The organism is Haloplanus aerogenes (genome assembly GCF_003856835.1).
Classification (GTDB): domain Archaea; phylum Halobacteriota; class Halobacteria; order Halobacteriales; family Haloferacaceae; genus Haloplanus; species Haloplanus aerogenes.
The window spans coordinates 98,516-120,889 of the sequence record NZ_CP034145.1; the positions used below are offsets into that span (position 1 = coordinate 98,516).

27 protein-coding genes and 2 pseudogenes are annotated in these 22,374 nt (G+C 68.8%); 19 read left to right on the forward strand and 10 right to left on the reverse strand.

The window, feature by feature from the left end; genetic code table 11:
• Position 1 precedes the first annotated feature (1 nt).
• Positions 2 to 2,167: a twin-arginine translocase subunit TatC gene (gene tatC / locus DU502_RS00495; protein WP_121921215.1), complete on the reverse strand. Its 2,166-nt coding sequence runs from the start codon at positions 2,165 to 2,167 to the stop codon at positions 2 to 4.
• Positions 2,168 to 2,560: 393 nt separating this feature from the next.
• Between tatC and DU502_RS00500 the strand changes: the two genes are divergently transcribed.
• Positions 2,561 to 3,757 carry a twin-arginine translocase subunit TatC gene (locus DU502_RS00500; protein ID WP_449271755.1) on the forward strand — a complete coding sequence of 399 codons (1,197 nt, stop codon included), beginning with the start codon at positions 2,561 to 2,563 and terminating at the stop codon, positions 3,755 to 3,757.
• Positions 3,758 to 3,840: 83 nt separating this feature from the next.
• Complete coding sequence (locus tag DU502_RS00505) at positions 3,841 to 4,470, forward strand: histidine phosphatase family protein (protein WP_121921213.1); 630 nt, start codon at positions 3,841 to 3,843, stop codon at positions 4,468 to 4,470.
• 83 nt (positions 4,471 to 4,553) lie between these two features.
• Here DU502_RS00505 and larE read toward each other — a convergent pair whose 3' ends face one another.
• Positions 4,554 to 5,420 (reverse strand): ATP-dependent sacrificial sulfur transferase LarE, encoded by an 867-nt coding sequence (gene larE / locus DU502_RS00510; protein WP_121921212.1) that lies wholly within the window; start codon positions 5,418 to 5,420, stop codon positions 4,554 to 4,556.
• 101 nt (positions 5,421 to 5,521) lie between these two features.
• Here larE and DU502_RS00515 point away from each other — a divergent pair, with 101 nt between their 5' ends.
• The 5 genes and pseudogenes from DU502_RS00515 to DU502_RS00535 all read left to right on the forward strand — a co-directional run bounded on the left by DU502_RS00515 (position 5,522) and on the right by DU502_RS00535 (position 10,839).
• The gene (locus tag DU502_RS00515; protein ID WP_121921211.1) at positions 5,522 to 5,767 is read left to right on the forward strand and encodes a hypothetical protein; all 246 of its coding nucleotides are present in this window, start codon (positions 5,522 to 5,524) and stop codon (positions 5,765 to 5,767) included.
• A 42-nt stretch (positions 5,768 to 5,809) separates the two neighbouring features.
• Positions 5,810 to 7,813 carry a helix-hairpin-helix domain-containing protein gene (locus DU502_RS00520; protein ID WP_121921210.1) on the forward strand — a complete coding sequence of 668 codons (2,004 nt, stop codon included), beginning with the start codon at positions 5,810 to 5,812 and terminating at the stop codon, positions 7,811 to 7,813.
• 57 nt (positions 7,814 to 7,870) lie between these two features.
• Positions 7,871 to 8,227, forward strand: a pseudogene (locus tag DU502_RS00525) (YegP family protein); the annotation flags it as partial.
• Positions 8,228 to 8,270: 43 nt separating this feature from the next.
• The gene (locus tag DU502_RS00530) at positions 8,271 to 9,395 is read left to right on the forward strand and encodes an ORC1-type DNA replication protein (RefSeq protein ID WP_121921209.1); all 1,125 of its coding nucleotides are present in this window, start codon (positions 8,271 to 8,273) and stop codon (positions 9,393 to 9,395) included.
• 58 nt (positions 9,396 to 9,453) lie between these two features.
• Positions 9,454 to 10,839: a PQQ-binding-like beta-propeller repeat protein gene (locus DU502_RS00535; RefSeq protein ID WP_121921208.1), complete on the forward strand. Its 1,386-nt coding sequence runs from the start codon at positions 9,454 to 9,456 to the stop codon at positions 10,837 to 10,839.
• Here DU502_RS00535 and DU502_RS00540 read toward each other — a convergent pair.
• Genes DU502_RS00540 through DU502_RS00550 form a run of 3 tightly spaced genes read right to left on the reverse strand, consistent with a single transcriptional unit; the run spans position 10,836 to position 12,558 of the window.
• Complete coding sequence (locus DU502_RS00540) at positions 10,836 to 11,564, reverse strand: SDR family NAD(P)-dependent oxidoreductase (RefSeq protein ID WP_121921207.1); 729 nt, start codon at positions 11,562 to 11,564, stop codon at positions 10,836 to 10,838. The genes DU502_RS00535 and DU502_RS00540 overlap by 4 nt on opposite strands.
• Positions 11,565 to 11,606: 42 nt before the next feature.
• Positions 11,607 to 12,119: a hypothetical protein gene (locus DU502_RS00545; protein ID WP_121921206.1), complete on the reverse strand. Its 513-nt coding sequence runs from the start codon at positions 12,117 to 12,119 to the stop codon at positions 11,607 to 11,609.
• The gene (locus DU502_RS00550; protein WP_121921205.1) at positions 12,112 to 12,558 is read right to left on the reverse strand and encodes a hypothetical protein; all 447 of its coding nucleotides are present in this window, start codon (positions 12,556 to 12,558) and stop codon (positions 12,112 to 12,114) included. The genes DU502_RS00545 and DU502_RS00550 overlap by 8 nt, the downstream gene beginning before the upstream one ends.
• Positions 12,559 to 12,639: 81 nt before the next feature.
• On the opposite strand from DU502_RS00550, the gene rpiA reads away from it, so the two are divergent.
• Positions 12,640 to 13,335, forward strand: a complete 696-nt coding sequence (gene rpiA, locus DU502_RS00555; protein ID WP_121921204.1) for a ribose-5-phosphate isomerase RpiA — start codon at positions 12,640 to 12,642, stop codon at positions 13,333 to 13,335.
• A 136-nt stretch (positions 13,336 to 13,471) separates the two neighbouring features.
• On the opposite strand, the gene DU502_RS00560 is transcribed toward rpiA, so the two are convergent.
• Positions 13,472 to 13,639 carry a DUF1931 family protein gene (locus DU502_RS00560; RefSeq protein WP_049937578.1) on the reverse strand — a complete coding sequence of 56 codons (168 nt, stop codon included), beginning with the start codon at positions 13,637 to 13,639 and terminating at the stop codon, positions 13,472 to 13,474.
• A 152-nt stretch (positions 13,640 to 13,791) separates the two neighbouring features.
• On the opposite strand from DU502_RS00560, the gene larB reads away from it, so the two are divergent.
• From larB to DU502_RS00570, 3 genes are all read left to right on the forward strand, one after another.
• Positions 13,792 to 14,550, forward strand: coding sequence for a nickel pincer cofactor biosynthesis protein LarB (gene larB, locus DU502_RS00565; RefSeq protein WP_121921451.1), 759 nt, complete (start codon positions 13,792 to 13,794; stop codon positions 14,548 to 14,550).
• Positions 14,551 to 14,734: 184 nt separating this feature from the next.
• Positions 14,735 to 14,884: a DUF7563 family protein gene (locus DU502_RS19150; RefSeq protein WP_251342124.1), complete on the forward strand. Its 150-nt coding sequence runs from the start codon at positions 14,735 to 14,737 to the stop codon at positions 14,882 to 14,884.
• A gap of 105 nt (positions 14,885 to 14,989) precedes the next feature.
• Positions 14,990 to 15,241 carry a GIY-YIG nuclease family protein gene (locus DU502_RS00570; RefSeq protein WP_121921203.1) on the forward strand — a complete coding sequence of 84 codons (252 nt, stop codon included), beginning with the start codon at positions 14,990 to 14,992 and terminating at the stop codon, positions 15,239 to 15,241.
• Here DU502_RS00570 and DU502_RS18015 read toward each other — a convergent pair.
• Positions 15,228 to 15,389 carry an FmdB family zinc ribbon protein gene (locus DU502_RS18015; protein WP_158601180.1) on the reverse strand — a complete coding sequence of 54 codons (162 nt, stop codon included), beginning with the start codon at positions 15,387 to 15,389 and terminating at the stop codon, positions 15,228 to 15,230. The genes DU502_RS00570 and DU502_RS18015 overlap by 14 nt on opposite strands.
• Positions 15,390 to 15,561: 172 nt before the next feature.
• Here DU502_RS18015 and DU502_RS00575 point away from each other — a divergent pair, with 172 nt between their 5' ends.
• On the forward strand, positions 15,562 to 16,929 hold the full coding sequence (locus tag DU502_RS00575) for a phosphoglucomutase/phosphomannomutase family protein (protein ID WP_121921202.1): 1,368 nt from the start codon (positions 15,562 to 15,564) through the stop codon (positions 16,927 to 16,929).
• Between the two features lie 78 nt (positions 16,930 to 17,007).
• Positions 17,008 to 17,706: a DUF7546 family protein gene (locus tag DU502_RS00580; protein WP_124896982.1), complete on the forward strand. Its 699-nt coding sequence runs from the start codon at positions 17,008 to 17,010 to the stop codon at positions 17,704 to 17,706.
• On the opposite strand, the gene DU502_RS19155 is transcribed toward DU502_RS00580, so the two are convergent.
• Together DU502_RS19155 and samp2 are read right to left on the reverse strand one after the other, a co-directional pair.
• Complete coding sequence (locus tag DU502_RS19155) at positions 17,695 to 18,024, reverse strand: GNAT family N-acetyltransferase (RefSeq protein WP_121921450.1); 330 nt, start codon at positions 18,022 to 18,024, stop codon at positions 17,695 to 17,697. The genes DU502_RS00580 and DU502_RS19155 overlap by 12 nt on opposite strands.
• A gap of 57 nt (positions 18,025 to 18,081) precedes the next feature.
• Positions 18,082 to 18,282 (reverse strand): annotated as a pseudogene (gene samp2 / locus DU502_RS19160) (ubiquitin-like small modifier protein SAMP2); the annotation flags it as partial.
• A gap of 82 nt (positions 18,283 to 18,364) precedes the next feature.
• Between samp2 and DU502_RS00595 the strand changes: the two are divergent.
• The 4 genes from DU502_RS00595 (at position 18,365) to DU502_RS00610 (ending at position 19,638) form a co-directional block, all read left to right on the forward strand.
• Entirely contained in the window at positions 18,365 to 18,685 is a 321-nt protein-coding gene (locus DU502_RS00595) for a hypothetical protein (protein WP_121921200.1), read from the forward strand.
• A gap of 16 nt (positions 18,686 to 18,701) precedes the next feature.
• Positions 18,702 to 19,112, forward strand: coding sequence for an SRPBCC family protein (locus DU502_RS00600; protein WP_121921199.1), 411 nt, complete (start codon positions 18,702 to 18,704; stop codon positions 19,110 to 19,112).
• Positions 19,113 to 19,137: 25 nt separating this feature from the next.
• Positions 19,138 to 19,341 carry a hypothetical protein gene (locus DU502_RS00605; protein WP_121921198.1) on the forward strand — a complete coding sequence of 68 codons (204 nt, stop codon included), beginning with the start codon at positions 19,138 to 19,140 and terminating at the stop codon, positions 19,339 to 19,341.
• A 75-nt stretch (positions 19,342 to 19,416) separates the two neighbouring features.
• Positions 19,417 to 19,638, forward strand: coding sequence for a hypothetical protein (locus DU502_RS00610; RefSeq protein WP_121921197.1), 222 nt, complete (start codon positions 19,417 to 19,419; stop codon positions 19,636 to 19,638).
• Here the strand turns inward: DU502_RS00610 and DU502_RS00615 are convergent.
• Positions 19,635 to 21,014, reverse strand: a complete 1,380-nt coding sequence (locus DU502_RS00615) for a CobW family GTP-binding protein (protein ID WP_124896983.1) — start codon at positions 21,012 to 21,014, stop codon at positions 19,635 to 19,637. The genes DU502_RS00610 and DU502_RS00615 overlap by 4 nt on opposite strands.
• A 99-nt stretch (positions 21,015 to 21,113) precedes the next feature.
• Here DU502_RS00615 and DU502_RS00620 point away from each other — a divergent pair, with 99 nt between their 5' ends.
• Positions 21,114 to 21,410: a hypothetical protein gene (locus DU502_RS00620; protein WP_121921195.1), complete on the forward strand. Its 297-nt coding sequence runs from the start codon at positions 21,114 to 21,116 to the stop codon at positions 21,408 to 21,410.
• Positions 21,410 to 22,360 (forward strand): ArsA family ATPase, encoded by a 951-nt coding sequence (locus DU502_RS00625; protein ID WP_121921194.1) that lies wholly within the window; start codon positions 21,410 to 21,412, stop codon positions 22,358 to 22,360. The genes DU502_RS00620 and DU502_RS00625 overlap by 1 nt, the downstream gene beginning before the upstream one ends.
• Positions 22,361 to 22,374: the final 14 nt, after the last annotated feature.

Genomic DNA, 22,374 nt, shown 5'->3' on the forward strand with positions numbered 1-22,374 from the left:
CCTACGCGTTCGCAGTCCACCGCGAGAGGTCCCGCCGCCCGCCGAACGTCACGAAGAACAGGACGACGAGGCCGGCGCCGTACGCGAACATCAGCGGAATGGTGACGAGGAACATCGTCATCACGTCGGCGGGCGTGGCGACGGCGGCGAAGGCCATGATGCCGACGGTGACCTCGCGCCAGCGATCACGCATCGTCCGGTACGAGACGCCGGCAGTGTTGAGCAGGAGCATGAGGACGGGAACGTCCGCGAGGATGCCGATGCCGGCGGTGGTGAAGAAGATGAGCCAGAAGAAGTTGGTGATGCGGTAGGCGATGATCATGTTCGCTCGCACGCCGTCAGCGACGAGATAGGAGATGACCGTCGGCGCGACGGTGGTGTAGCCGAGGACGAAGCCACCGAAGAGGCCGAGGACGAGCGCGGCGGCCCACCCGAAGATGATGTTGCGGTTGCCGCGGACGAAGCCCCGTTCCCGCAGCGCCGGCCACGCGTAGTACATGACGATGGGGAAGGTGACTGCGGTGGCGATCAGCGTCGAGAACTTCACCTCGAAGATGAGCGCTTCCATCGGGTGGAGCGCGACGACGTTGATGCTCTCCGGCGTCACCTGACTCGGCAACTGCGAGAGGAACTGTTCGAACACGCGGCCGATACCGCCGGTGTAGAGCCACCCGAACGTCGCCGCGAGGACGATACCGAAGACGGCGGCGATACGGAACGCCCGCGAGGTGAGGCTATCGAGGATGAAGGCGATATCGGTGTAGTAGCCGCCGATGTCGTCCTCGTCTTTCTCGCCGTCGGTGAACTCGTCGAGGAAGGTGCCGCTGGCTCGACTCGCCCGATCGCCGATCTCCTCCGTCGTCGACTGCGGCGCCGACGACTCGGCCTCGCGCACTTCTTCAGCCTCGTCGAACCGTTCGAGGATGGCCCGCGCTTTCTCCTTGTCGCCGTCGTCCATCGCGTCGCCCGCCATCGACACGGCGTCGTCCTCGCTCAGGTCGGCGAACGCTTCCGGCGGCGCGGCCCGAATCCCGGCCGCGTCGAGTTCCGAGAGGTCGATGTCGGCCGGGTCGCTCACCGCGATGGGAGCGGCCGCGTCGTCGAGTTCGGCGTAGACGTAGTACATGAACGCGACGAGGCCGGCGAGGAGGATGCCGAGGGTGGTCCAGAGCGCGAGGCCGACGGTCCGGGAGACGGGCAGGGAGGCACCGGGCTGGGAGAGCCGTCGACTGCTCCCCATCCACGCCAGCAGGTCGTTGGCGACGGGGAGGCCGCCGCGGGCGAAGAAGGCGTACACGAGGAGCCCGCCGACGATGCCGATCCCGAGGATGACGTTCCAGTGACCGGCGGCGGCCGCTTTGATGCTGATCTGCTCGCTGCCGCGTTTGGCCGTCATCACGACTTTCGTGAGATAGAGGCTGAAGCCGTAGAGGACCAGCATAGGAATGGCCCACATGATCTGCGTGAAGGGGTCCGGCGGGGTGAACAGGGCGCCGAAGGCGAACATGGCGACGACGGCGTAGCGCCAGCGGTCGCGGAACGTCTCGTACGGCACGATTTCGGCGTAGGCGAGGCCGCTCATCGCCAGCGGCAGTTGTGCCGCGAGGCCAAAGGAGAGAGTGAGCAGGAAGATGAACTGCGCCCAGAGGACGATGGAGTACGTGGGCGTAAAGCCCGCGGAGAGGGCGTTGTTGGCGAGGAAGGCGAACATCACCGGGAAGAAGACGAGGTAGCCGTAGGCGAGGCCGGCGAAAAAGAGGACGGTCGCCAACAGGGCACCGAGGGCGAGTTTCCACCGCGAGATCGGTGACGAGGGCCACATCCCTCGGTCCCGCAGCGCGTCACGGGAGAAGTAGATGAAGACCGGCAGACCGAGGATGATGCCAGCGACAAGACCGATCTTCGCCTGCAGGAGGATCACGTCGAACGGCGTCTGGGCGATGATCTGGAGTTCGCCCGACGTTGCCGCGTCCATCTGGGAACGGGTGATCCGTTCGAGGAAGCCCCAGACGTAGAGCCGTAGGGCGTAGAAGGAGCCGATGAACCCGACGAGGAAGACGATGAACACCTTCTGGAGGTCCTTCTGCGCGGACCGGAGCATCGCGCCGGCGGTCTCGCGGCCGGCGTCCAGGGTCTGACGGGTGTCCTCATCGAGCGCGCTCGACATGCGTTATCGAAGCCGTCTCGCTGTCATCAATCTTTTCTCTCCGTCGCCGTCCGTGGAGAGCGGTCGGAGCGCGGCGAGATGGAAAAAGGCCTATAACAGCACGGGAGATATGTCGGGTGAATGGCTGAGGAACCGGAGTCGGAATCACCGGCCGGTACGACGGCGGACGACGATCCGCCGACCGATGGCTCGTCGGACGCGGAGGCCGACAGCCACGAGGCCGCGGCCGACTCCGAGCGCGAGTCGGACGACGGCGACGTCGACACCGGGAACGGCGCCTTCGATCCGGAGACGGACACGGTCGCCTCGCCGGACGACGACGACATTCCCGGCGGCACCATCGAGGACTACATCGACGACGAGTCGGTCATCGCGGCGGACAAGCAGGCACCGATGGGGGCGACGGGGACGCCGGATCCGTTCGACGAGGACGAACGCCAGAGCGTCTCCGACGCCATCGGCGCGCCAGTCCCCGACTCCGAACTCGAAGAGGACCCGGAACTCGAACTGGATCCGAGCGTGGTGACGACCGGCGACGGAGAGCGTGACGCCGACGCATCCTCGGGCGCGCCCCCCGACGGCGACGGCACGCCGAGTGACGGCCGCGACCAGATCCCGGCGGACGCACCCATCCATCGGAGCGAGGACACGGACGGATCGGATGCCGACTCGGTCATCGAATCGAATTCCGACTCGGTCGTCGAAACCGACGCCAACCCGTCGGCGGACTCCGTGATCGAATCCGAGACGGACGACGCGGCGACCGAACCGTCGGTCGAGGAGAGCGAGACCCCGGAGACCGATCTCACGGCGGCCGACGACGATCCGACCGACAACCTCGACGACGGCCTGATCGGAGAGGGACCGGCCTCGGACGAGGAAATGCCGCTCGCGGCCCACATCGAGGAGATGGTGCGTCGACTCGCCGTCGTCCTCGTCGTCGGCGGCGTCGTTGCCCTCGCCGTCTTCCCCATCGCGGACCAGGTGATCAACTTCCTCTGGAACTCCCACATCCCCGGTGCGGAGACCATCACGGACCGGCGCCCGCGGCTCTACGGCCCGCTCGAACTCCTCCTCACGGAGCTGAAGGTCGCGGCGCTGGCCGGCTTCGTCGTCGGTCTCCCCGTCGCAGTCTACGAAACGTATCTGTTCATGCGTCCCGGTCTCTTCCCGCGCGAACGCCGCTACTACCTCGCCGCCATCCCGACCAGCCTCGTGTTGGCGTTGATCGGCGTCGCCTTCGCTCACTTCGTCGTCCTCCCCGCCATCTTCGCGTACTTCACCGCCTACACGACGGGCACCGCCGTCGTCGCGTTCGGCCTCAAGGAGACGTTCAGCCTCATTCTCGTCCTCATGGGCTACATGGCGCTCGTCTTCCAGATTCCCCTGTTCATCATGCTCGCGATCATGATGAATCTCACCACGCGGATCTGGTTGGAGGACCGTCGCCTCCTGTTCTGGGGCGGCTTCCTCGGCGTCGCCTTCCTCGTCAGCCCCGATCCGACGGGGATGGCCCCCATCATCGTCGCCGCGACGATGATTTCGCTGTTCGAGGGGACACTGGCACTCCTCCGGTGGACGGGGAACTAGGTTCTAGTCCCCACGGACTACTGGGGAGCAGTACGGAACCGTACCGAGGAACGCTCTTGTAGGGGTGCGCTCTACCGTCACCCATGCCGACCCTCCTCCTCGCCCGGCACGGCGAGACGACGTGGAACCGAGACGGCCGTCTGCAGGGCTGGGCACCGACACCGCTGACCGACCGCGGTCACGAACAGGCGCGGGCGCTCGCGGCCGCCGTCGACACCGAGTACGACGTGGACCGCATCGTCGCCTCCGACCTCCGGCGCGCCAGACAGACGGCGTCGTATCTCGCCGACCGCGTCGGGCGTGAGCCGACGTTCGAGTCGTCGTGGCGCGAACGCGACTTCGGCCGGTATCAGGGGCTTCCCCACGAGACGGTGTTCGAGGACCACGAGCGATTGTCGCTCAAGCGCGCCGGCCGGGAGGCCGTCGACGCCCGCCCGGAGAGCGGCGAGAGCCTCCGCGACGTGCGCGAACGCGTCCTCGCGGGCTGGAACCGGCTCCTCGCCGACAGCGGCGCCGACGAGACGGTGGCCGTCGTCGCCCACGGCGGGCCGCTGTATCTCCTTCTGGGCGCCGTCGAGGACCGCAATATCGTCGACGCGGTGACGGAGAGGACCCAGCACAACTGTGCGCTGAACGAACTCCGCGTGACCGACGGGGCGCCGACCGTCGTCTCGGAGAACCGGACGGACTTCCTCGACGAAGTGCGCACGTGAGTCGGGCGGATCGTTGTAACTGTGTCCCGGCGGTCGTCACTCCCCGATCGGTGACTGCCGGAACTGACTCACAACGGTCCGCCTCAGTCCTCGCGGACGGGATACTCCTGTTCGAGGTCCGGGGCGGTCGACTCCGCGTTCTCGCCCGCAGGACTCACGCTCCCGGTCCGGTACCCGTGTAGGTCGAGCGTAACGTGATCGAAGCCGGCGTCGGTGAGGTGTTCGCGGGCGGCGCGGGCGAAGTCCCGGTCCAGCGCCGCGTCGAGTTCGTCGGGCGCGACTTCGATGCGTGCGAGGCCGTCGTGGTCGCGGACGCGGAACTGCGAGAACCCCCACGTCCGAAGGAGGCGTTCGGCCTTCTCCACGCGCGTTAGTTTCTCCTCGGTCACCTCCAGCCCGGTCGGGATGCGCGAGGAGAGACACGCCATCGAGGGTTTGTCGGCGACGGAGAGGCCGTAGCGCTCGGCCGCCTTCCGCACCTCAGCCTTGGTGATGTCGTGTGCGAGGAGGGGCGAAAAGACTTCGAGTTCCTCGACCGCACGGAGGCCGGGGCGATGCCCCTCGCCGGGGTCGGAGGCGTTCGTGCCGTCACAGACGGTCGAGAACCCGAGGTCGCGGGCCACGTCGTACATCTTCCCGAGACGCATCGTCCGGCAGTGGTAACAGCGCTCGCCGTCGTTTTCGACGAAGTCGGGGTTGTCGAGTTCGGAGAACGTCACCGTCTCGTGGCGGATGCCGATCTCGTCGGCCACGCGGCGGGCGTCGTCGAGTTCCTCGGCAGGGAGCGTCTCGCTTCGGGCCGTACACGCCACGGCGTCGTCGCCGAGGGCGTCGCGGGCGAGGGCGGCGACGACGCTGGAGTCGACGCCGCCGGAGAAGGCGACGACGACGCCGTCACGCTCGGCCAGGGCGTCGCGGGCGGCGTCGAGTTTCGCGTCGAGGGCAGTCATTGCCCGCCCCTACCGTACCGACGGGCAAAAGCGCGTTGTCTGGGTCGGCGGAGAAAGATTCTTTCCGCTGTGCTGACCACTCGTCGACCGGGGAGACGGAAATGCCTGCCAAAACGGGGACCTCACACGCGCTCGCGGCGTTCGTCAGTCTCGTTGTCGGATCGATGCTCTCGAAATACGTGTGGACGTACACGCCACCGCTCGCGGAGGCGGGAGCGACCATCGGCCGACAGCTCGAACCGCTGATCGGCGCGCCGCTGTCGCAGGAAGTGACCGGCGGCCTCGTCCTGATCCTCGCGCTCTCGTTCGTCTGGGGCGTCGTCTACCACCTCGGTCGCCACGGGTAGGACCCGCAACGTTTTGCCGGATGGGGCGATACACTGCCCCGAATGGAACTCACGGCCATCCCGGGCGTCGGCGAGAAGACGGCGGCCGCACTCGCCGAACTCGACGACGCCGAGCGAGCGCTCCGGGACGGCGACGTGGCGGCGCTGTCGCAGGCGCCCGGCATCTCCGCCGGGCGCGCGGCGGCCATCGCCCGCGCAGCCATCCGCTACGAACACGGCGCCGACGGCGACTTCCTCGCGACCGACCGCGCCCGCGACATCTTCGAGGACGTCCTCGCTCTCCTGCAGGAGCGGACGGTCACCGACTACGCCGCCAGACGGGTGGAGACGTTCGTCCCCACCGGCGCCGAATCGCGGATCGTGGAGATGCGCGAGCTGGTGGAGCGGGCGACGAGCCGCGACGTCGACGAGGCGACCCTCGACGCGCTGGCGGAGGTGGAACCGCTCACCGACCCGCCGGCGACGCGAGTGCGCGACCGCTGTCTGGCCACGACCGACGCGGAGACGTACGCCGCGGCGACCGACGCCTTCCCCGAACTCTCCGTCGAGGTGGTCGACGACGCGCGCGGCCTCGCGGAACTCGCGCGGTCGTACGCGACGGTGATCGCCCTCGACGAGACCTTCGCGGGCGTCGACGTGGCCGGCGACGTACGGGTACGGCCGGACGCCTTCGACCATCCCGCGGACGTGGTGCCCGAACGCCTCCTCGCCTTCTTCGCGGCGAACCGCGACTCCCTGCTCGCGGCCGCTCGCGTCCACGAGACGGCGGGGATGGAGCCACCCTGCGACCTCGACGCGCTCCGGAATGCCCTCGCCCGCCTCGACGACGACGGCACGCCCGTCGGTGACGACGAACTCGACCGGCTCATCACTGCCGTCGACGACCTGGACGCCGCCGTCGGCACGGCCGAATCGGTCGCCAACGACCACCTCCGGGACGTGATCCGCGAGCGCGACGTGACCATCGAGGGGACGGACTTCCTCTCGCTGGTCGAACAGGGCGCCCGCGTCGACGCCCTCCTCTCCCGGGAACTCGCCGACGAGTTCGACCGCGCGGTCGAGAAGGCACGCGACCACCTGATCGACAGCCTCGACCTCGGCGACGAGGCGGATCTGGCCGAACGCGTCTTCAGCGACGACCCCACCTTCCCGGTCGAGCGCAACGAGGAAGCCGTCTCCCGCCTGCGGACGGAACTGAAAGCCGCTCGCGACCGCCGGGCGGCGCGGCTCAAATCCGATCTGGCGGCCGACCTCGGCGCCCTCCGTGACCCGGTCGACGACCTCGTCCGGGCGGCGCTGGAGCGCGACGTGGAACTCGCGCTCGCCCGCTTCGCCGCCGACTTCGACTGTACGCTCCCGCGCATCGACGACGAGGTGTCGGGCGTCGCCGTCGAAGCCGGGCGCTCGCCCCTCCTCGACGTGGCTTTCGAGGACGTGGAACCCGTCGACTACGCCGTCTCGGGCGTGACGCTCCTCTCGGGGGTCAACAGCGGGGGGAAGACCTCGACGCTCGACCTGCTGGCGCTGGTGACGACCCTCGCGCACATGGGCCTGCCCGTGCCCGCCGAATCGGCGCGGGTCGAGCGCGTCTCCGAACTCCACTACTACGCCAAGAGTCAGGGGACGCTCGACGCCGGGGCGTTCGAGGCGACGCTCCGCGATTTCGCGACCCTCGCGCGAGGGACGGACTCGCGGCTCGTTCTCGTGGACGAACTGGAGAGCATCACGGAACCCGGCGCGAGCGCGAAGATCATCGCGGGCATCCTCGAAGCGCTAGACGGGCAGGCGGTGACGGCGGTGTTCGTCTCCCACCTCGCGGGCGAGATTCGGGACGCCGCGGGCATCGACGTGGCGGTCGACGGTATCGAGGCCGTCGGCCTCGTCGACGGCGAACTCCGGGTGAACCGCTCGCCGGTGACCGACCACCTCGCGCGGTCGACGCCCGAACTCATCGTGGAGAAGCTAGCGACGGAAGGGGACGGCGCGGGGGTGGCGGACGGGGGCGATGGCGACGACTTCTACGGCCGTCTGCTGGAGAAGTTCTAGCGCCGACCCCCCACCTATACGGTCGTCCCCCGAGAGCGACGACACATGCCAGTGACCTTTCAGGTGTTCGAGGACGCGGCCGAGGAGTGGCGGTGGCGTCTCGTCGCCGCCAACGGGGAGATCATCGCCGACAGCGGCGAGGGCTACACGTCGCGACACGAGGCACGGGAAGCGGCCGGACGGGTGCAGGCGTACGCGCCCGACGCCGACGTCCTCGACGTGGACGACGCGGCGTTCGAAGTGTACGAGGACGCGGCAGGGGAGTGGCGGTGGCGACTCCGCCACCGGAACGGCGAAATCGTCGCGGACAGCGGCGAGGGGTACGCCTCGCGGAGCGGCGTCCGCGACGCCGTCCAGCGCGTCAAACGGCGTGTGACCGGGGCGACGGTCGAAGAACTGGACGACAGCGACTAGCCCGCGGCAACCATTAAGTAGTCACACGAGCGAGGTGAAAGTGATGACAGAGGACCCCGAGGAGGGGATGCTGTCGTGGGACGAGTCGGTCTTTCGGGACGAGCACGTCTTCGAAATCGACTACGTGCCGGAGACCTTCGACCACCGGGAGACGCAACTGGAGAACCTGAAGTACGCCCTCCGGCCCGCGGTGCGGGGCTCCCGCCCGCTCAACACGATGGTCCGCGGCCCGCCCGGGACGGGCAAGACGACGGCGGTGTTGAAGCTGTTCGGCGAGCTATCCGGACAGCCGGGGGTGCGGACGGTCCGGGTGAACTGCCAACTCGACTCGACCCGGTACGCCGTCTTCTCCCGCGTGTTCGAGAACGTCTTCGACTACGAACCGCCCTCCTCGGGCATCTCGTTCAAGAAACTGTTCGGGCAGATCACCGACCGTCTCGTCGACGACGACGAGGTGCTGGTGGTCGCGCTCGACGACGTGAACTACCTCTTCTACGAGAACGAGGCCTCGGACACGCTCTACTCGCTGTTGCGTGCTCACGAGGGGTCGGCGGGAGTCCGGATCGGCGTCATCGTCGTCTCCTCCGACCTCGGGCTGGACATCATGGACGACCTCGACGGCCGGGTGCAGAGCGTCTTCCGGCCGGAGGAGGTGTACTTCCCCGTCTACGACGCGGACGAAATCGTCGACATCCTGCAGGAGCGGGTCGATCGGGGCTTCCACGACGGCGTGATCGGCCCGCAAGAACTCGACCGGGTGGCGGAACTCACCGCCGAGAACGGCGACCTGCGGGTCGGCATCGACCTGTTGCGCCGAGCGGGGCTGAACGCCGAGATGCGCGCCAGCCGAACCATCAGCGTCGACGACGTGGAGGAGGCGTACGACAAGTCGAAGTACGTCCACCTCTCGCGGTGTCTGCGCGAACTCACCGAGTCGGAGCAGGCGCTCGTGGAGACCATCGCCGAACACGACGGCCAGCAAGCCGGGACGGTGTACGAGGCGTTCCACGAGTCGACGGGGCTGGGCTACACGCGCTACTCGGAAATCGTCAACAAACTCGACCAGTTGGGGGTGATCGAGGCCGACTACGCCGAGGTGGACGGCCGGGGCCGGTCGCGTTCCCTCACGCTCTCGTACGACGCCGACGCGGTCCTCGACCGCCTGTAAGAGCCATACATACTTGGCGGAACACATTTAGTCACAGGGTCCTGCTTGGGGATAGAGCATGCCACGGGAAACGTTCACACGGCGCAAATGGCTCGCGGCAGTTGCAGGGGGGCTGACCGCGGGTTGTGGGGGGCGGGCCGGCGGAGGTGAGACGCCGACGGCGACGGCCACGCCCCCACCCGACACGACGACGCCACCCCCGGCGACGACATCGTCGGGATCGGCGGGTGAAATCGAGGACACGATGGCAACGGGCAGCACCTCGTTCGAGCAGGGGTCGGGCACCTGCGCGCTGGAAGCGGACCCGATCCCCGACGGGACGTGGCCGATGCCCCACCACGATCCTGCGGGGACGAACGCCGCGCCTGCGGCCAACGGCCCGACGGGCTTCCCGCTCAACGAGCGCTGGACCATGTCCGCGCTGGAGGCGCAGGTCACGTTCCCGGTGGCCGACGACAACTTCGTCTACCTCGTTGCCGCCGATCCCGACTCGCCCCCCAGCGTGCCGACGGCGGCCGTTCTCTGTCACGATCCGCGGCGCAACGGCGAGATCCAGTGGCGATACAAGATCGACGCCATGCCCATCGGCCCGCCGGTCGCCGCCGCGGGCATGGTGTACGTCCCCTTCGGCCCGCGCGGGGACGCCCGCGTCCTCGCCATCGACCGCACGAACGGCCAACTCCGCAACGCCTACGATCTCCCCGGGCGGTTCGTGGGCGAACTGGGCACGGCGGGGACGAGTCTGGTGATGCCCAGCGAGGACGCCTACCGCGTCGTCGACGCCCGCACGGGCGAGTTCTGCTGGTCGTTCGCGCCGAACGAAGTTCGCCGGAGCGAACGCCGGGATCGGAAGATCCGCGCCGCGGCCGTCGGTGACGGCGTCGCCTACATCGGCACGGGCTACCCCGACGGCGAACCGACGACCGAAATCGGCCACCTGTACGCGGTCGATCCGTCCATCGCCGGGATGCGGTGGCACGTGCCGCTCAGCGGGCCGGTCGGCCGGATCGCCGTCGCCGACGGCGTCGTCGTCGCGACGACGGGCAACGGCGTCGCCGGGTTCGATCCCGCGACCGGCGAAGCGCTGTGGACCGCGACGGCCGACGCGTCGGTCCGTCCCGCCACCCTCGCGGTGTCGGGCGACACCGCCGTCTACGGCACCCGGCGGACGCTCCACGGCCTCGACGTGAAGGCGGGGACCGAGCGCTGGTCGCTCCCCTTCGGCGTCCGGGGCGACGTCATCTTCGTCGGCGACGTGCTCTACGCCGTCGGCCGGAGCGACCCGACGAGTCAGCGCATCCTGCTCGCCGCCGTCGACGCCCCGTCGGGTAAACTCCGGTGGCAACAGGAAATTTACGACCCTATCGTCGACGTGATGGCCGCCAACGGCTACCTCTACAGCATCACGGACGACGGCCGCCTGTTCGCGTTCACGAGCGTCTAGACGAACTCCGTCTTGCCGCCCGGCCCGTTCGTGAGATGGATCTCGAACGGCATCGTCGCGGGGTCGGCGGTCACGAGGTCCCAGTACCGCCCCGCGATGTCGTCGGGATCGAGGTGCGTCGGCGGGTCGGACGGGACCACGTCCGGCGGCCGGATCGACCCGTCGAGGACGACGTGGGCGACGTGGACCCCGTCGGGCCCGAGTTCGCGCGCGAGTGACTGCGCCATCCCGCGGACCGCGAACTTCGCGGCGGAGAAGCCGAGGGCACCCTCGCGGCCCCGGGTCGAGGTGGTCGCGCCGGTGAAGACGATGGTGCCGGCCTTGCCGTCGCCCGCGTCAGCGTCGCCGTCGACCATGTCGGCCGCCGCCTCCCGCGCACAGAGGAGCGCACCACGCGGCCCCGTCGCCAGCGCGTGATCGAACGCGTCGAGCGAGATGTCGACACCCTGCCACGGCGCACCGCTCGCGTTGTAGACGAGGGCGTCGGTCGGTCCCCATTCCGCTCGAATCGTCTCGAACGCGGATTCGACCGCGTCGGCGTCGGTCAGATCGGTCGGGACGGCGAGTCCCGCGCCCGCCGTCCCGTCGAGGTCCGCGGCGAGCGTGTCGAGATACGATTTGGTGCGAGCGAGCAGCGCCACCCGACAGCCCTCGGCGGCGAACCGGCGGGCGACGGCGGCGCCGAGCCCCGGTCCCACGCCAGCGACGACGGCCATACGTGTCATGGGGGTGACGTGGGGCGGCCCGGGCAAAACGCTTCGGACGGGTCAAGCCGTTCCGAGTCGCCGGCCCGCCGCGACGATCAACAGGTCGAGAACCGCGAACCCCGCGCCGACGAGGCCGCCGACGAGCGCCGCGATGGGCGTCCCGACGAGCGCGAGTGCCGCCACGAGGACGGGTTCGCCCACGGTGACGCCCACGACGCCCACCAGCACAAGCAGGAAGCCGACGCCGGTGACGCCGCCCCACGTCACCCCCGGCAGGACCGCGCTCCAGTCGTCGAGTCGCGTCCGAGCGAGCCAGCGGCGGTTCGTCCAGAACGTGAGTCCCCAGAGCGCGAGGTAGAGACCGAGCCCCGTCGCCGTGTGGACGCCCTGCAGGAGCGAGCCGAGGGCATCGACGGCGTAGAGGAGAAGGAGGGGCGCGACGAGGAACGTCGTGGTGTGAAACGACGCGAGCGTCCACGCGAGGACGGGATCGGCGGTGGTGTCGGGTGGCGGCGACTCGTCGGCATCCGCGTCCGCAGTGTCGACGCCGGCCGCCGCGTCGTCCTCAGCCATGCGCCATCACCGCCGCGAGCGCGACGAGCGTGATCAGCGCGAGCGTCGTGAGCGCGTAGCCGCGTTCGAGCGTCGTCGTCGCGGGCGTGGCCGCGTCGCTGGCGGCCCGAACCGTCGTCGTGCGGACTGCCGAGCCGATCAGTACGACGAGGAGCAGACCGAGTTTGACGACGAAGGCCGCACCCCACCGACCGCGGGGGATGGCGGGAGCGAGGGCGCCGAGGTTACCGACGCCGGTCATCACGAGGACGCCGAGCGCTCCCCAGAACGCGACTTCGTAGGTCGTGGCGACGGTGAGGGTCGTTTCGGCGTCGGCCGCGTAACTCACCCCCCACGCGAGGACGCCCCCGCCGAGAGCGACGGCCATGGCGAGGACGTGGAGCCAGCGGACGAACAGGTGGGTGGCAGTGGCGAGCGGAACGGGGAGGACGGGGACCATATCGGAGCCGACGGCCGTCAGGACCGTATAGCTACGGCCCGGACCGGGCCGCTTTTGTCGCCGCCGCTGGAGCGTACGGGCATGAAGACACCCGGCGGATCGGACGCAGCGAAGCGTCGCGCGGGTGAACACGCCGCGGACCTCGTGACCGACGGCGACACCGTCGGCCTGGGAACGGGCAGCACCGCGGCCCACGCCATCCGCGCACTGGGGCAGGCGGTCGAGGACGGCCTCGATATCCGGGGCGTCGCCACCTCCTACGCCTCCCGCGACCTCGCTCGCGAGGTGGGGGTGCCGCTAGTCGACCTCGGCGCCGTGGAGCGAATCGACGTGGCCATCGACGGCGCCGATCAGGTGAGCGACGACCTCGCGCTGATCAAGGGTGGCGGTGCGGCCCACGCCCGCGAGAAGGTGGTCGACGCCGCGGCAGAGCGGTTCGTCGTCGTCGCGGACCCCTCGAAGGAGGCGTCGCTGCTCGACCGCTCGGTGCCGGTCGAGGTGTTGCCGGACGCTCGGGGGACCGTCCGGCGGGCGATCCGCGAACTGGACGGGACGCCGACGCTCCGGGCCGCCGAACGCAAGGACGGCCCCGTCGTGACCGACAACGGCAATCTCGTCCTCGACTGTGAGTTCGGTGCGATCAGCGATCCGGCGGCGCTGGCGACGGATCTCGCGACGCTCCCGGGCGTCGTCGAACACGGCCTATTCGTCGATCTGGCCGACGAAGTCCACGTGGGCCACGCGGACGGCGTGACCGTCCGACGGGCGGACGAGTAACTGAGAGGGGGTACCGGGAATCATCGTAGATTCTCGCCGGACCGTCCCGGCCAGAATCTATCGACAGGTGCGATACGTCCGATGAACGTCGTTACTCACCGGGTGGATAAATGAGAAGACTGCAGTTGGGACCGACTTACAGGTCGCGCGGCTGGACGGTCTTTCGGTCGTTCTGCTCGGCACGCCGGGCGGCGTCGGCGAGCAGTTCCTCGACTTCCTCGTCGAGAGCGTCGTAGAAGTCCGAAGCGACGTTCTTGTCCTGGAGCGCTTCCTTGACGGCGGCTTTGACGATAAGGTCTGCCATACGACCTACACATGCTGACCCTTATTAATAAGATTTCCCAAATCGGCCGCACGTACCGCCACAGGAGCCGTTCTCCCGCGTTTCGCCCCAACTATATAAATACTGGGGCCGAAAACCGACACCTACGAGTGTCTGACGACCGGATGGCGGGTATGCGCGACATTCTCGACGCGGTAGCGAGCGGCGATCTCTCGCCCGCCGAGGCGGAGGCCCGGCTCGTCGGTTACGCGACGACCGACGCCGGGCGGTTCGACGCCGCACGCGAGCGCCGCCGGGGGATTCCCGAGGCGGTGCTCGCGGACGGCAAGACGCCCGCCGAGGTGGCGTCGATGGCGATGGCGGCACTGGAGACGACGGGCCGGGTGCTGGTCACCCGAGCCGACGACGCCCACGTCGCGGCCGTCACCGACGACCTGCCGGCGGACGCGACGGTGGACCACGACGAACGCGCGCGGACGCTCGTCGTCCACGCCCCCGACTTCGAACCCCCCGACCTCGACGCGACGGTCGCCGTCGTCACCGCGGGTACCTCGGACGCCGCGGCGGCGGGCGAGGCGACCGTCCTCGCACGTGCCGTCGGCGCGACGGTCGACCGGATCGACGACGTGGGTGTCGCCCACCTCGGTCGGATCGTCGACCACCTCGACACCCTCCGGGCGGCCGACGTGGTGGTCGTCGCCGCCGGGCGCGAGGGGGCACTGCCGACGGTCGTCGCCGGCCTGATCGACACGCCGGTGATCGGGCTTCCCGTGTCGACGGGATACGGCTACGGGGGCGAAGGTGAGTCGGCGCTCGGCAGTATGCTCCAGTCGTGTACCGTCCTCTCGGTCGTCAACGTCGACGACGGCTTCACCGCAGGCGCACAGGCGGGGTTGATCGCCCGGGCGATCAGCGGCGCGCGCGACGAGTGATTGTTTACCGTCGGTCGCCACTTGACGGCAACAGCCGGAATGATTCGCGACGATCTGTGCGAACTACGCCGGTTCTGTGCGTTTGTTTTGGACGTTCGTGAACTCATCACGCACGCGCGCGATGCCCATTTAGGTGTGTGTGCCCAACACAGGATCGCCGGCACGGGTGGTAGCCGGCACAATCATGGCACGCTGCGATCACTGTGGGTCTCACGTCTCGGAGCGCTTCGCGCGGGTGTTCGCCGACGCGAGTGGGCGCATCCTCGCCTGTCCAAGCTGCTCGGCCAACGCCGGCATCGCGGAGGCATCGAGGCGTCGGACCCCAAACGCGTAACCACTGCAGCGACGTTCGACCACCACGCGAAGCCACCTTCCACGCACACCGCACCGTGACGGTCGGTCGACGACTATAGGTGCGGCCGGCGTGTCGACCCGACGGATGCATTACGTCTACGTCCTCGAGTGTTCGGACGGCTCTTACTACACGGGCTACACGACGGACGTGGAGCGCCGGGTGGCCGAACACGACGCCGGCGAGGGGGCGAAATACACCCGCGGACGGACGCCGGTCGAACTCGTGCACGTCGAGGAGTACGACACGCGGTCGGCGGCGATGAGCCGCGAACACGCGATCAAGTCGCTGTCACGGCGGCAGAAAGAAGGGTTGGTCGACAGTGCTACACGCGATTGATCTGTCGTACCTCGGTCGACTCGCACGCGGTACACGCCGGATCGTCGACGCTCGACCCTACATCGAACGTCTCCCCACACGCGTCGCACCGATAGACGATGCGTTCGTCGGCGCTGAACATCGATTTCAGGGTGTCGACGAGTGACATACGTCTCCCCCCAGTTTGGGGCTACTGTGTCACCACCTAACATGGTTTCGCTCGGTTCGTAGAAGTGAACGTTCGTCCATCACACCCGACCAGTCGGGCGATCGTGGGTGACGACGGGGCGGTGCCAGCGGACGACGCCCACCTTTTTCTCGCCCGCAGGGGATGGGAGCGTATGGACGCCATCTCCTTCGGCACCGACGGGTGGCGCGCCCGTCTGGACACCTTCACCGACGAGCGGGTGCGGATGGTCGGACAGGCGGTCGCGGACTATCTCGCCGACACCGGCCACGACGCCCCGGTCGCCGTCGGCTACGACGCGCGGGCCACCTCCGAGGGGTTCGCGGAGTCGCTCGCCGATGTCCTCGCAGCCAACGGGTTCGACGTCCTCCTACCCGAGCGGGACTGCCCGACGCCCGTGGTCGCGTGGGGAATCGTCGACCGCGATCTCGCCGGCGCACTCATGGTCACCGCCTCGCACAACCCACCGGAGTACAACGGCGTGAAGTTCCTCCCCGCCGACGGCGCGCCGGCGCTCCCCGACGTGACCGACGCCATCGAGGAACGCCTCGCGGAACCGCGCGCTGATGGCCCGCGCGGATCGGTCGAGCGCGTGAATCTGGTCGACTCCCACGCCGCGCAGGCCCGGGAACTGGTCGGGCCGGACTGCGAGGGGCTGACCGTCGTCTACGACGCCATGCACGGGAGCGGGCGGGGCGTCACCGACGCCCTCCTCGAATCGGCGGGCACGACGGTTATCTGCCGGCGCTGTGAGCGGGACACCTCGTTCGGCGGGGGGTCGCCCGAACCCAGCGCCGACCATCTCGCCGGCCTCGTCGACGCCGTCGAGGCCCACGACGCCGACCTCGGCATCGCGAACGACGGCGACGCCGACCGCCTCGCCGTCGTCACCCCCGAGCGGGGCTTTCTCGACGAGAACCTGTTTTTCGCCGCCATCTACGACGAGTTGCTCGAAGACGACTCGGGGCCGGCAGTGCGGACCGTCTCGACCACGTTCCTGATCGACCGGATCGCCGCCGCCCACGGTGAGGACGTGATCGAGACGGCGGTCGGGTTCAAGTGGGTCGCGGAGGCGATGGTGGAACACGACGCGTTGATGGGCGGCGAGGAGTCCGGCGGCTTCTCCATCCGCGGGCACGTCCCCGAGAAGGACGGGGTGTTGATGGCACTGGTCGCGGCCGACGCGGCGGCGGCCGAACCGCTCGACCACCGGGTCGACCGCTTGCTCGACACCCACGGCGACATCGTCGCCGACAAGGTGAGCGTCGACTGCCCGGACGACCGGAAGGACGCGGTCGTCGACGCGCTCGGTAATACCATCCCCGACGAAGTCGCCGGCGAAGGCGTGGAGAAAGTCGTCACGCTCGACGGCTTCAAACTCCTCCTGACGGACGGGTCGTGGCTCCTCGTCCGTCCCAGCGGCACCGAACCGAAGATGCGAGTGTACGCCGAGGCCGGGAGCCGCGAGCGGGTCGACGAACTGCTCGCCGCCGGGCGCGACCTGGTCGAAAGCCACCTGTAGTCGAAGCGTCCATAGTCCTCCGCACGGAGTATCGGATATGAGCGGCACTGGCACGCGAAGTCGGATGGAGGTGATCGCTTGAGCGAAGCGTACGGCCCGCTGTCGCGGGTGCGACGGGTCCTCCTCGCGGAGACGGCGGCGATCCGGTGGTGGAGCCTCGTCATCGCCGCCGAACTCGCCCTCGTCGCCGCGTACGTCGCCGCGACGGACGTGATAATCACCGAACCGCGATACGTTATCTACCCGTTCGTCTGGATCAACGTCGGCCTGTGGGCGATGATCCGCACCGACCTCCCGGGCGTCGAGGGGCGCCAGCGCACCATCGCCACCGCGCTGGCCGGGGGCTACCTCCTCCTGCTCTCGTGGGCGGGCGGCATCCTCCTCCTCGGCCTCTCCGGCCCCCTCCCCGGCGGCGCCGTCTCCTCGATCCACTGGAACATCCCCGGCTGGGGACCGACCGTCATCGTCGGCACGCCGCGGGTTCGGCTGTCGATCATCCCGTTCAAACTCGTCGGCTACGTGGCGATGACCTACCTCGTTTACGCCCGCTTGCTCGACGCGACGCGGGCGGTGCTCTCGGGCGTCCTCGGCCTCGTCTCCTGTGTCGGCTGTACGTTCTCCATCCTCCTCCCCCTGATCGGCGCGACCACGCTGTTCGGGTCGACGCTGACCGGCCTGTCGTGGGACCTCTCGACGGTCGTCTTCCTCGTCACCGTCGCCCTCCTCTACTGGGCCGACGAGGTGGGCGCGGCCGTCTCGCGGCGGCTAGACCTCTAAACGGCCACAAAACCGTTCCTCGTCATCCTCGACGGCCTCGATGTCGAATCCCAGCGACTCGTAGAAGGGTCGCACGGCCGGGTCGAACTCCGCGACGAGACGACCCCGGTCGTCGAGGGCCTGCGACACCAGCGCCGTGCCGACGCCCCGGTCACGGTAGCGTCGCCGGGTCGCCACCGCGGTCACGCGGTCGCCGTCGCGGACGAGGGCGCCGACCGGTCGGCCCGAAATCGTCGCCACCAGCACCGCGCCGTCGTCGATACACTCGCGCACCGTCTCGGCGTCGGCCGAGAGCATCGCGCCGTCGACGAGACGCATCACGTCGAGGTGATCGTCGGGACGGGCGCGGCGGACGGTGACGGCCGCCTCGGCCGCGCCGCCCTTGACCAGTCGGAGCACCCGGACCCGGTCGGCGTCGACCCGGCGGTCCTCGGGGACCGGCGTGTCGTCGACGAGGACGGTCGCCTCGTGAGGGCTGAACTCGAGGGCGGCGAGCAGGTCGCCGTAGGTGGCGTCGGCGTCGAGACGGAGGTCCCGCGTCCCCTCGCCCACCACCTCAGCACGCACCGTCGGCATGGGCGGAGGAAGCGGGCGGACAGCCCTGAACCTTCCGACCCTCGCCACGCGAGTTTTTGTCATCGAGCCATACACTACGGATATGCCCCTCCGGAACCGCGACGGGACCGCCGTCGACGCCGTCCCCTTCCTCGTCGTGACGGCGATGGCCGTCCTCGTCTGTTTCTCCTTCGGGCCAATCTACGCCATCGCCATCGGACTGGAGGGCCCGGCGGTGTTCGGTCTCCCGACGGTCGCCTGCGTCGCGACCGTCGGCGTCGCCTACCACCGTCTCGTCCACACGGCTCGACCGGAAATACGGGGCGAGGTACCGGCCGAACAACGCCTCCGTGGGCTGTTCTACGCCGCCATCGTGGGGACAGCGGTGCTGGTTGCCCTGTCCCTCCCGCTTTTGGTGCGGTGACCCGAACGCCGGGACGATGCGCGAGGTCGAGGTCTCACGGTTCGTCCAAGCGACGCCAGCGACGGTCGAACGCGTCCTGACGCCAACCACGGTCGTCGAGAGCGAGGGAAGCTTCACCGTTCGAGACGTGACCGAGACGGACGACGGAACGCTCGTCACGGCGGGCGCGCGGGGACTGGAACTCACCCTCCGGTTCGAGGAACGCCCGAACGGACTCCACTACACACAGGCGGGGTCGGCGGGGCCGTTCGACGCCATGACGACCGATCTGACCGTCGAGGCGGAGAACGAGGGGTCGCGCGTGACCGCGCGGTCGGCGGTGAGTCTCGGACTCCCCCTGCCGGCGTTGACCGATCGACTGGCGACGTGGAAACGCCGGGGCGAACTGAACCGCCTGCTCGATGCACTGGCGGAGGCGGCGACCTGAAGTATCCGGCGACCCACAGACACCTATGGACTGGCGGGACCTCGTGACCATCGCTCTCGCCGGCGTCTTCGGGATGCTGGGAGGGGTCTTCGGCCCGGTCGGCATCGTCGCCGGTATCGTCGTCGGGGCGGCCATCGGCGCGCGGTGGGCCGCCCGCTCCGACCGTCTCGAAGCTCTCGAACGCCGGGTCGCGGAACTCGAATCCGCGCCCGACGACGACGAGATGTGAGCGGCTGCGAGCGCCCGTGCGCCATCCGCGGACAACTGACCGAGTCTTTACCTGTCGGCGCTCGGACCGTCTACCATGGGACTGTTCAGCACGATCACCGACACGCTCAAGGCCTCCTCGTCGTCGACGAACCGCGGCGACGGCACGAGCGAGTCGAAGGGGGCGTACTGGTGTCACGACTGTAGCGAGCGAATCCTCGATACGAAGGTAGACGGCGACGACACCCCGGCGTGTCCGGCCTGCGGCGAGCCGATGGAGTTCGAGCGCTCGCCCGGGTCGACCGGGTGTGCCTGCTAGCGGTTCACTGCCGGTTCGGTGACCACGACCTCGTCGCCAGCCTCGGTCGGGAACGGGTTCTCGAAGCCGTCCCACGACGCGTCCATCTCCTCCTCGGTGAGCAGGCAGTCGTCGAGCGCCGCGATCAGTTCCGCCTCGTCCATTGCCCGGCCGATGAAGACGAGTTCCGTCCGGCGGTCGCCCCACTCCTCGTCCCAGTCGAGATTCGAGCGGTTGCGCCGGTAGGCGTCCTGTTCGAATTCGGGGAGGCTGGCGATCCAGGGACCGGCGGCCTCCATCCGAACCGAGGGGCCGGCCTGCCCCATCGTGTAGGAGCAGTCGGCGCCGGTGGCGATCCAGCAGGTGCCCTTCGAGCGGACCACTGCTGGGGGCAAGTCGGCGAGGACGGTGCGGAGGCGCTCGGGGTGGAACGGACGACGACGGCGGTAGGTGAAGGAGGTGACGCCGTAGACGGCTTCGGGGTGAGCGTGGTCGTGGTCGTGGTCGTGGTCGTGGTCGTGGTCGTGGTCGTGATCGGCGTGGTCGGCGTGGTCGTGATCGGCGTGGTCGTGATCGGCGTGGTCGTGATCGGCGTGGTCGTGATCGGCGTGGTCGTGATCGGCGTGGTCGTGATCGGCGTGGTCGTGATCGGCGTGGCCCTCCCGCTCCGCCTCATCTTCCTCCAGCGCTCGCTTCCAGCCCGCCTCGTCGGCGGTTGCGGGATCGTACCGCGCCTGCAGGACCGTGTCGGGGTCGACCCGGCTGTGTTCCGTGCGGACCACCGCAGCGTCGGGACGGAGCGCCTGCACCATCTCCTCCACCTCGTCGAGTTCCTCGGGCGTGACGAGGTCCGTCTTGTTCAGGAGGACGAGGTTCGCGAACTCCACCTGTTCGACGAGGAGGTCGGAGAGGGGACGGTCGCCGTCCTCGTCGGTATCACCACGGCGTTCCGCGATCCCCTCGGCCCCGAAGGCGTCGTGGAACTGTCGGGCGTCGACGACGGTGACGACCGACGCCACGTCGTAGCGGGCGGCGGCCTGCGACCCCGTCGTGAACAGGCGAGCAACGGGCCGGGGTTCGGAGATGCCCGACGCCTCGACGACGAGGTGGTCGAAGTCGCGGTCGCGGGCGAGTCGGACGACCGCAGTGTCGAGGTCGTCCTGCAGTTCACAGCAGATACAGCCGTTCGAGAGTTCGGTCACGCCGCCGTCGACGGCGAGGTCGGTGTTCTGGCTCACCAAGTCGGCGTCGACGTTGATATCGCCCATGTCGTTGACGAGGACGGCGATGTCGCGGTCGCCGGCGGTGGAGAGTAGGTGGTTGAGAAGCGTCGTCTTGCCGGCGCCGAGGCTCCCGCTCAGGATGGTGACGGGGATGGCGTCGCGGTCGCGGGGCATGGTGACACGTCGGGCGGACGCCCATTTAAGCCCGCGGACGTGCGACCAGTGCGACCGACCGACGACACCCTTTTCTCTACGCCGCCGGGAGACGAGGGTATGGATCTCGCGGAACGGATCGAGCGCTTCCGGCGGGTCGCCATGGAGTGGCTCCGTGGCCTGTATCACGGCCTGGTGACCCACCCGGCGTACGAGAAAATCGAGAAGGAAGCCGAGGATCAGGAGGACACCTTCATGCTCGCGTGTTTCCCCGACGCCTTCGGCATCCCGAGTCCGGTGTCGTACTACACGGCCGAACTCCTCCCGTATCTCGAAGACGAGTTCGAGGCGTGGGAGCGTCGGATGTGGAATCGGGGCTCGCTGCTCGAACGCAAGGGCGAACAGTACCACTTCTGATGGAGCGCTTCGTCTTCTTCGGCGGCAAGGGTGGCGTGGGCAAGACGACGATGTCGAGCGCCTACGGCCTGAAATGTGCGCGGTCGGGGCTGGAGACGCTGATCGTCTCGACCGACCCCGCCCACAGCACCGCCGACGTGTTCGATCAGGAGTTCGACGACGAACCCCGCCCGGTGCAGGGGATCGACAACCTCAGCGTCATGGAAATCGACCCCGACGAGGAACTCGAACGGCACCTGATGGAGACGAAGCGGGCCATGGGCGATCAGGTGAGTCCGGCGATGGTCAACGAAATCGACCGACAGATCGAGATGGCCCACCAGACACCGGGCGCCTACGAGGCGGCGCTGTTCGACCGCTTCATCGACGTGATGCGCGATGCCGACCCCTACGACCGGATCGTCTTCGACACCTCGCCCACGGGTGGCACGCTCCGCCTCCTGAGTCTCCCGAAATTCCTGCATGGGTGGGTCGAACGCCTCCTCCACAAGCGCCAGCAGAGCGTCAAACTGTTCGAACGGGCGGCCATCGGCAACCAGGAGCCCCGGCGGATGATGGAGGGCGACCCCATCATCGCCCGCCTGCAGGAGCGCAAGGAGATGTTCGAGTTCGCGAATGAGACGTTGCAGGAGGAGGCGGCGTTCTACCTCGTCGTCAATCCCGACCAACTGTCGATCCGCGAGACGCGACGAGCCATCGACGGCCTCGCGGACCACGGCCTGACCGTGCGGGGGCTAGCGGTGAACAAACTGACGCCGGAACCCGACGACGACGAGAACGGCCGCGGGGGCCGATTCCTCAGGGAACGGGTGGCGACCGAACGCGAACGCCTCGAAGAACTCCACGGGACGTTCGATCCGCCGGTGGTCGCGGAAATCGAAACCCGCGTCAGAGAGGTGAAGGGGTCGCTACTCGACGAGGTGGCCGCCGAACTCGACGTGGCCGTGTAGCACCGGTAGCTGAT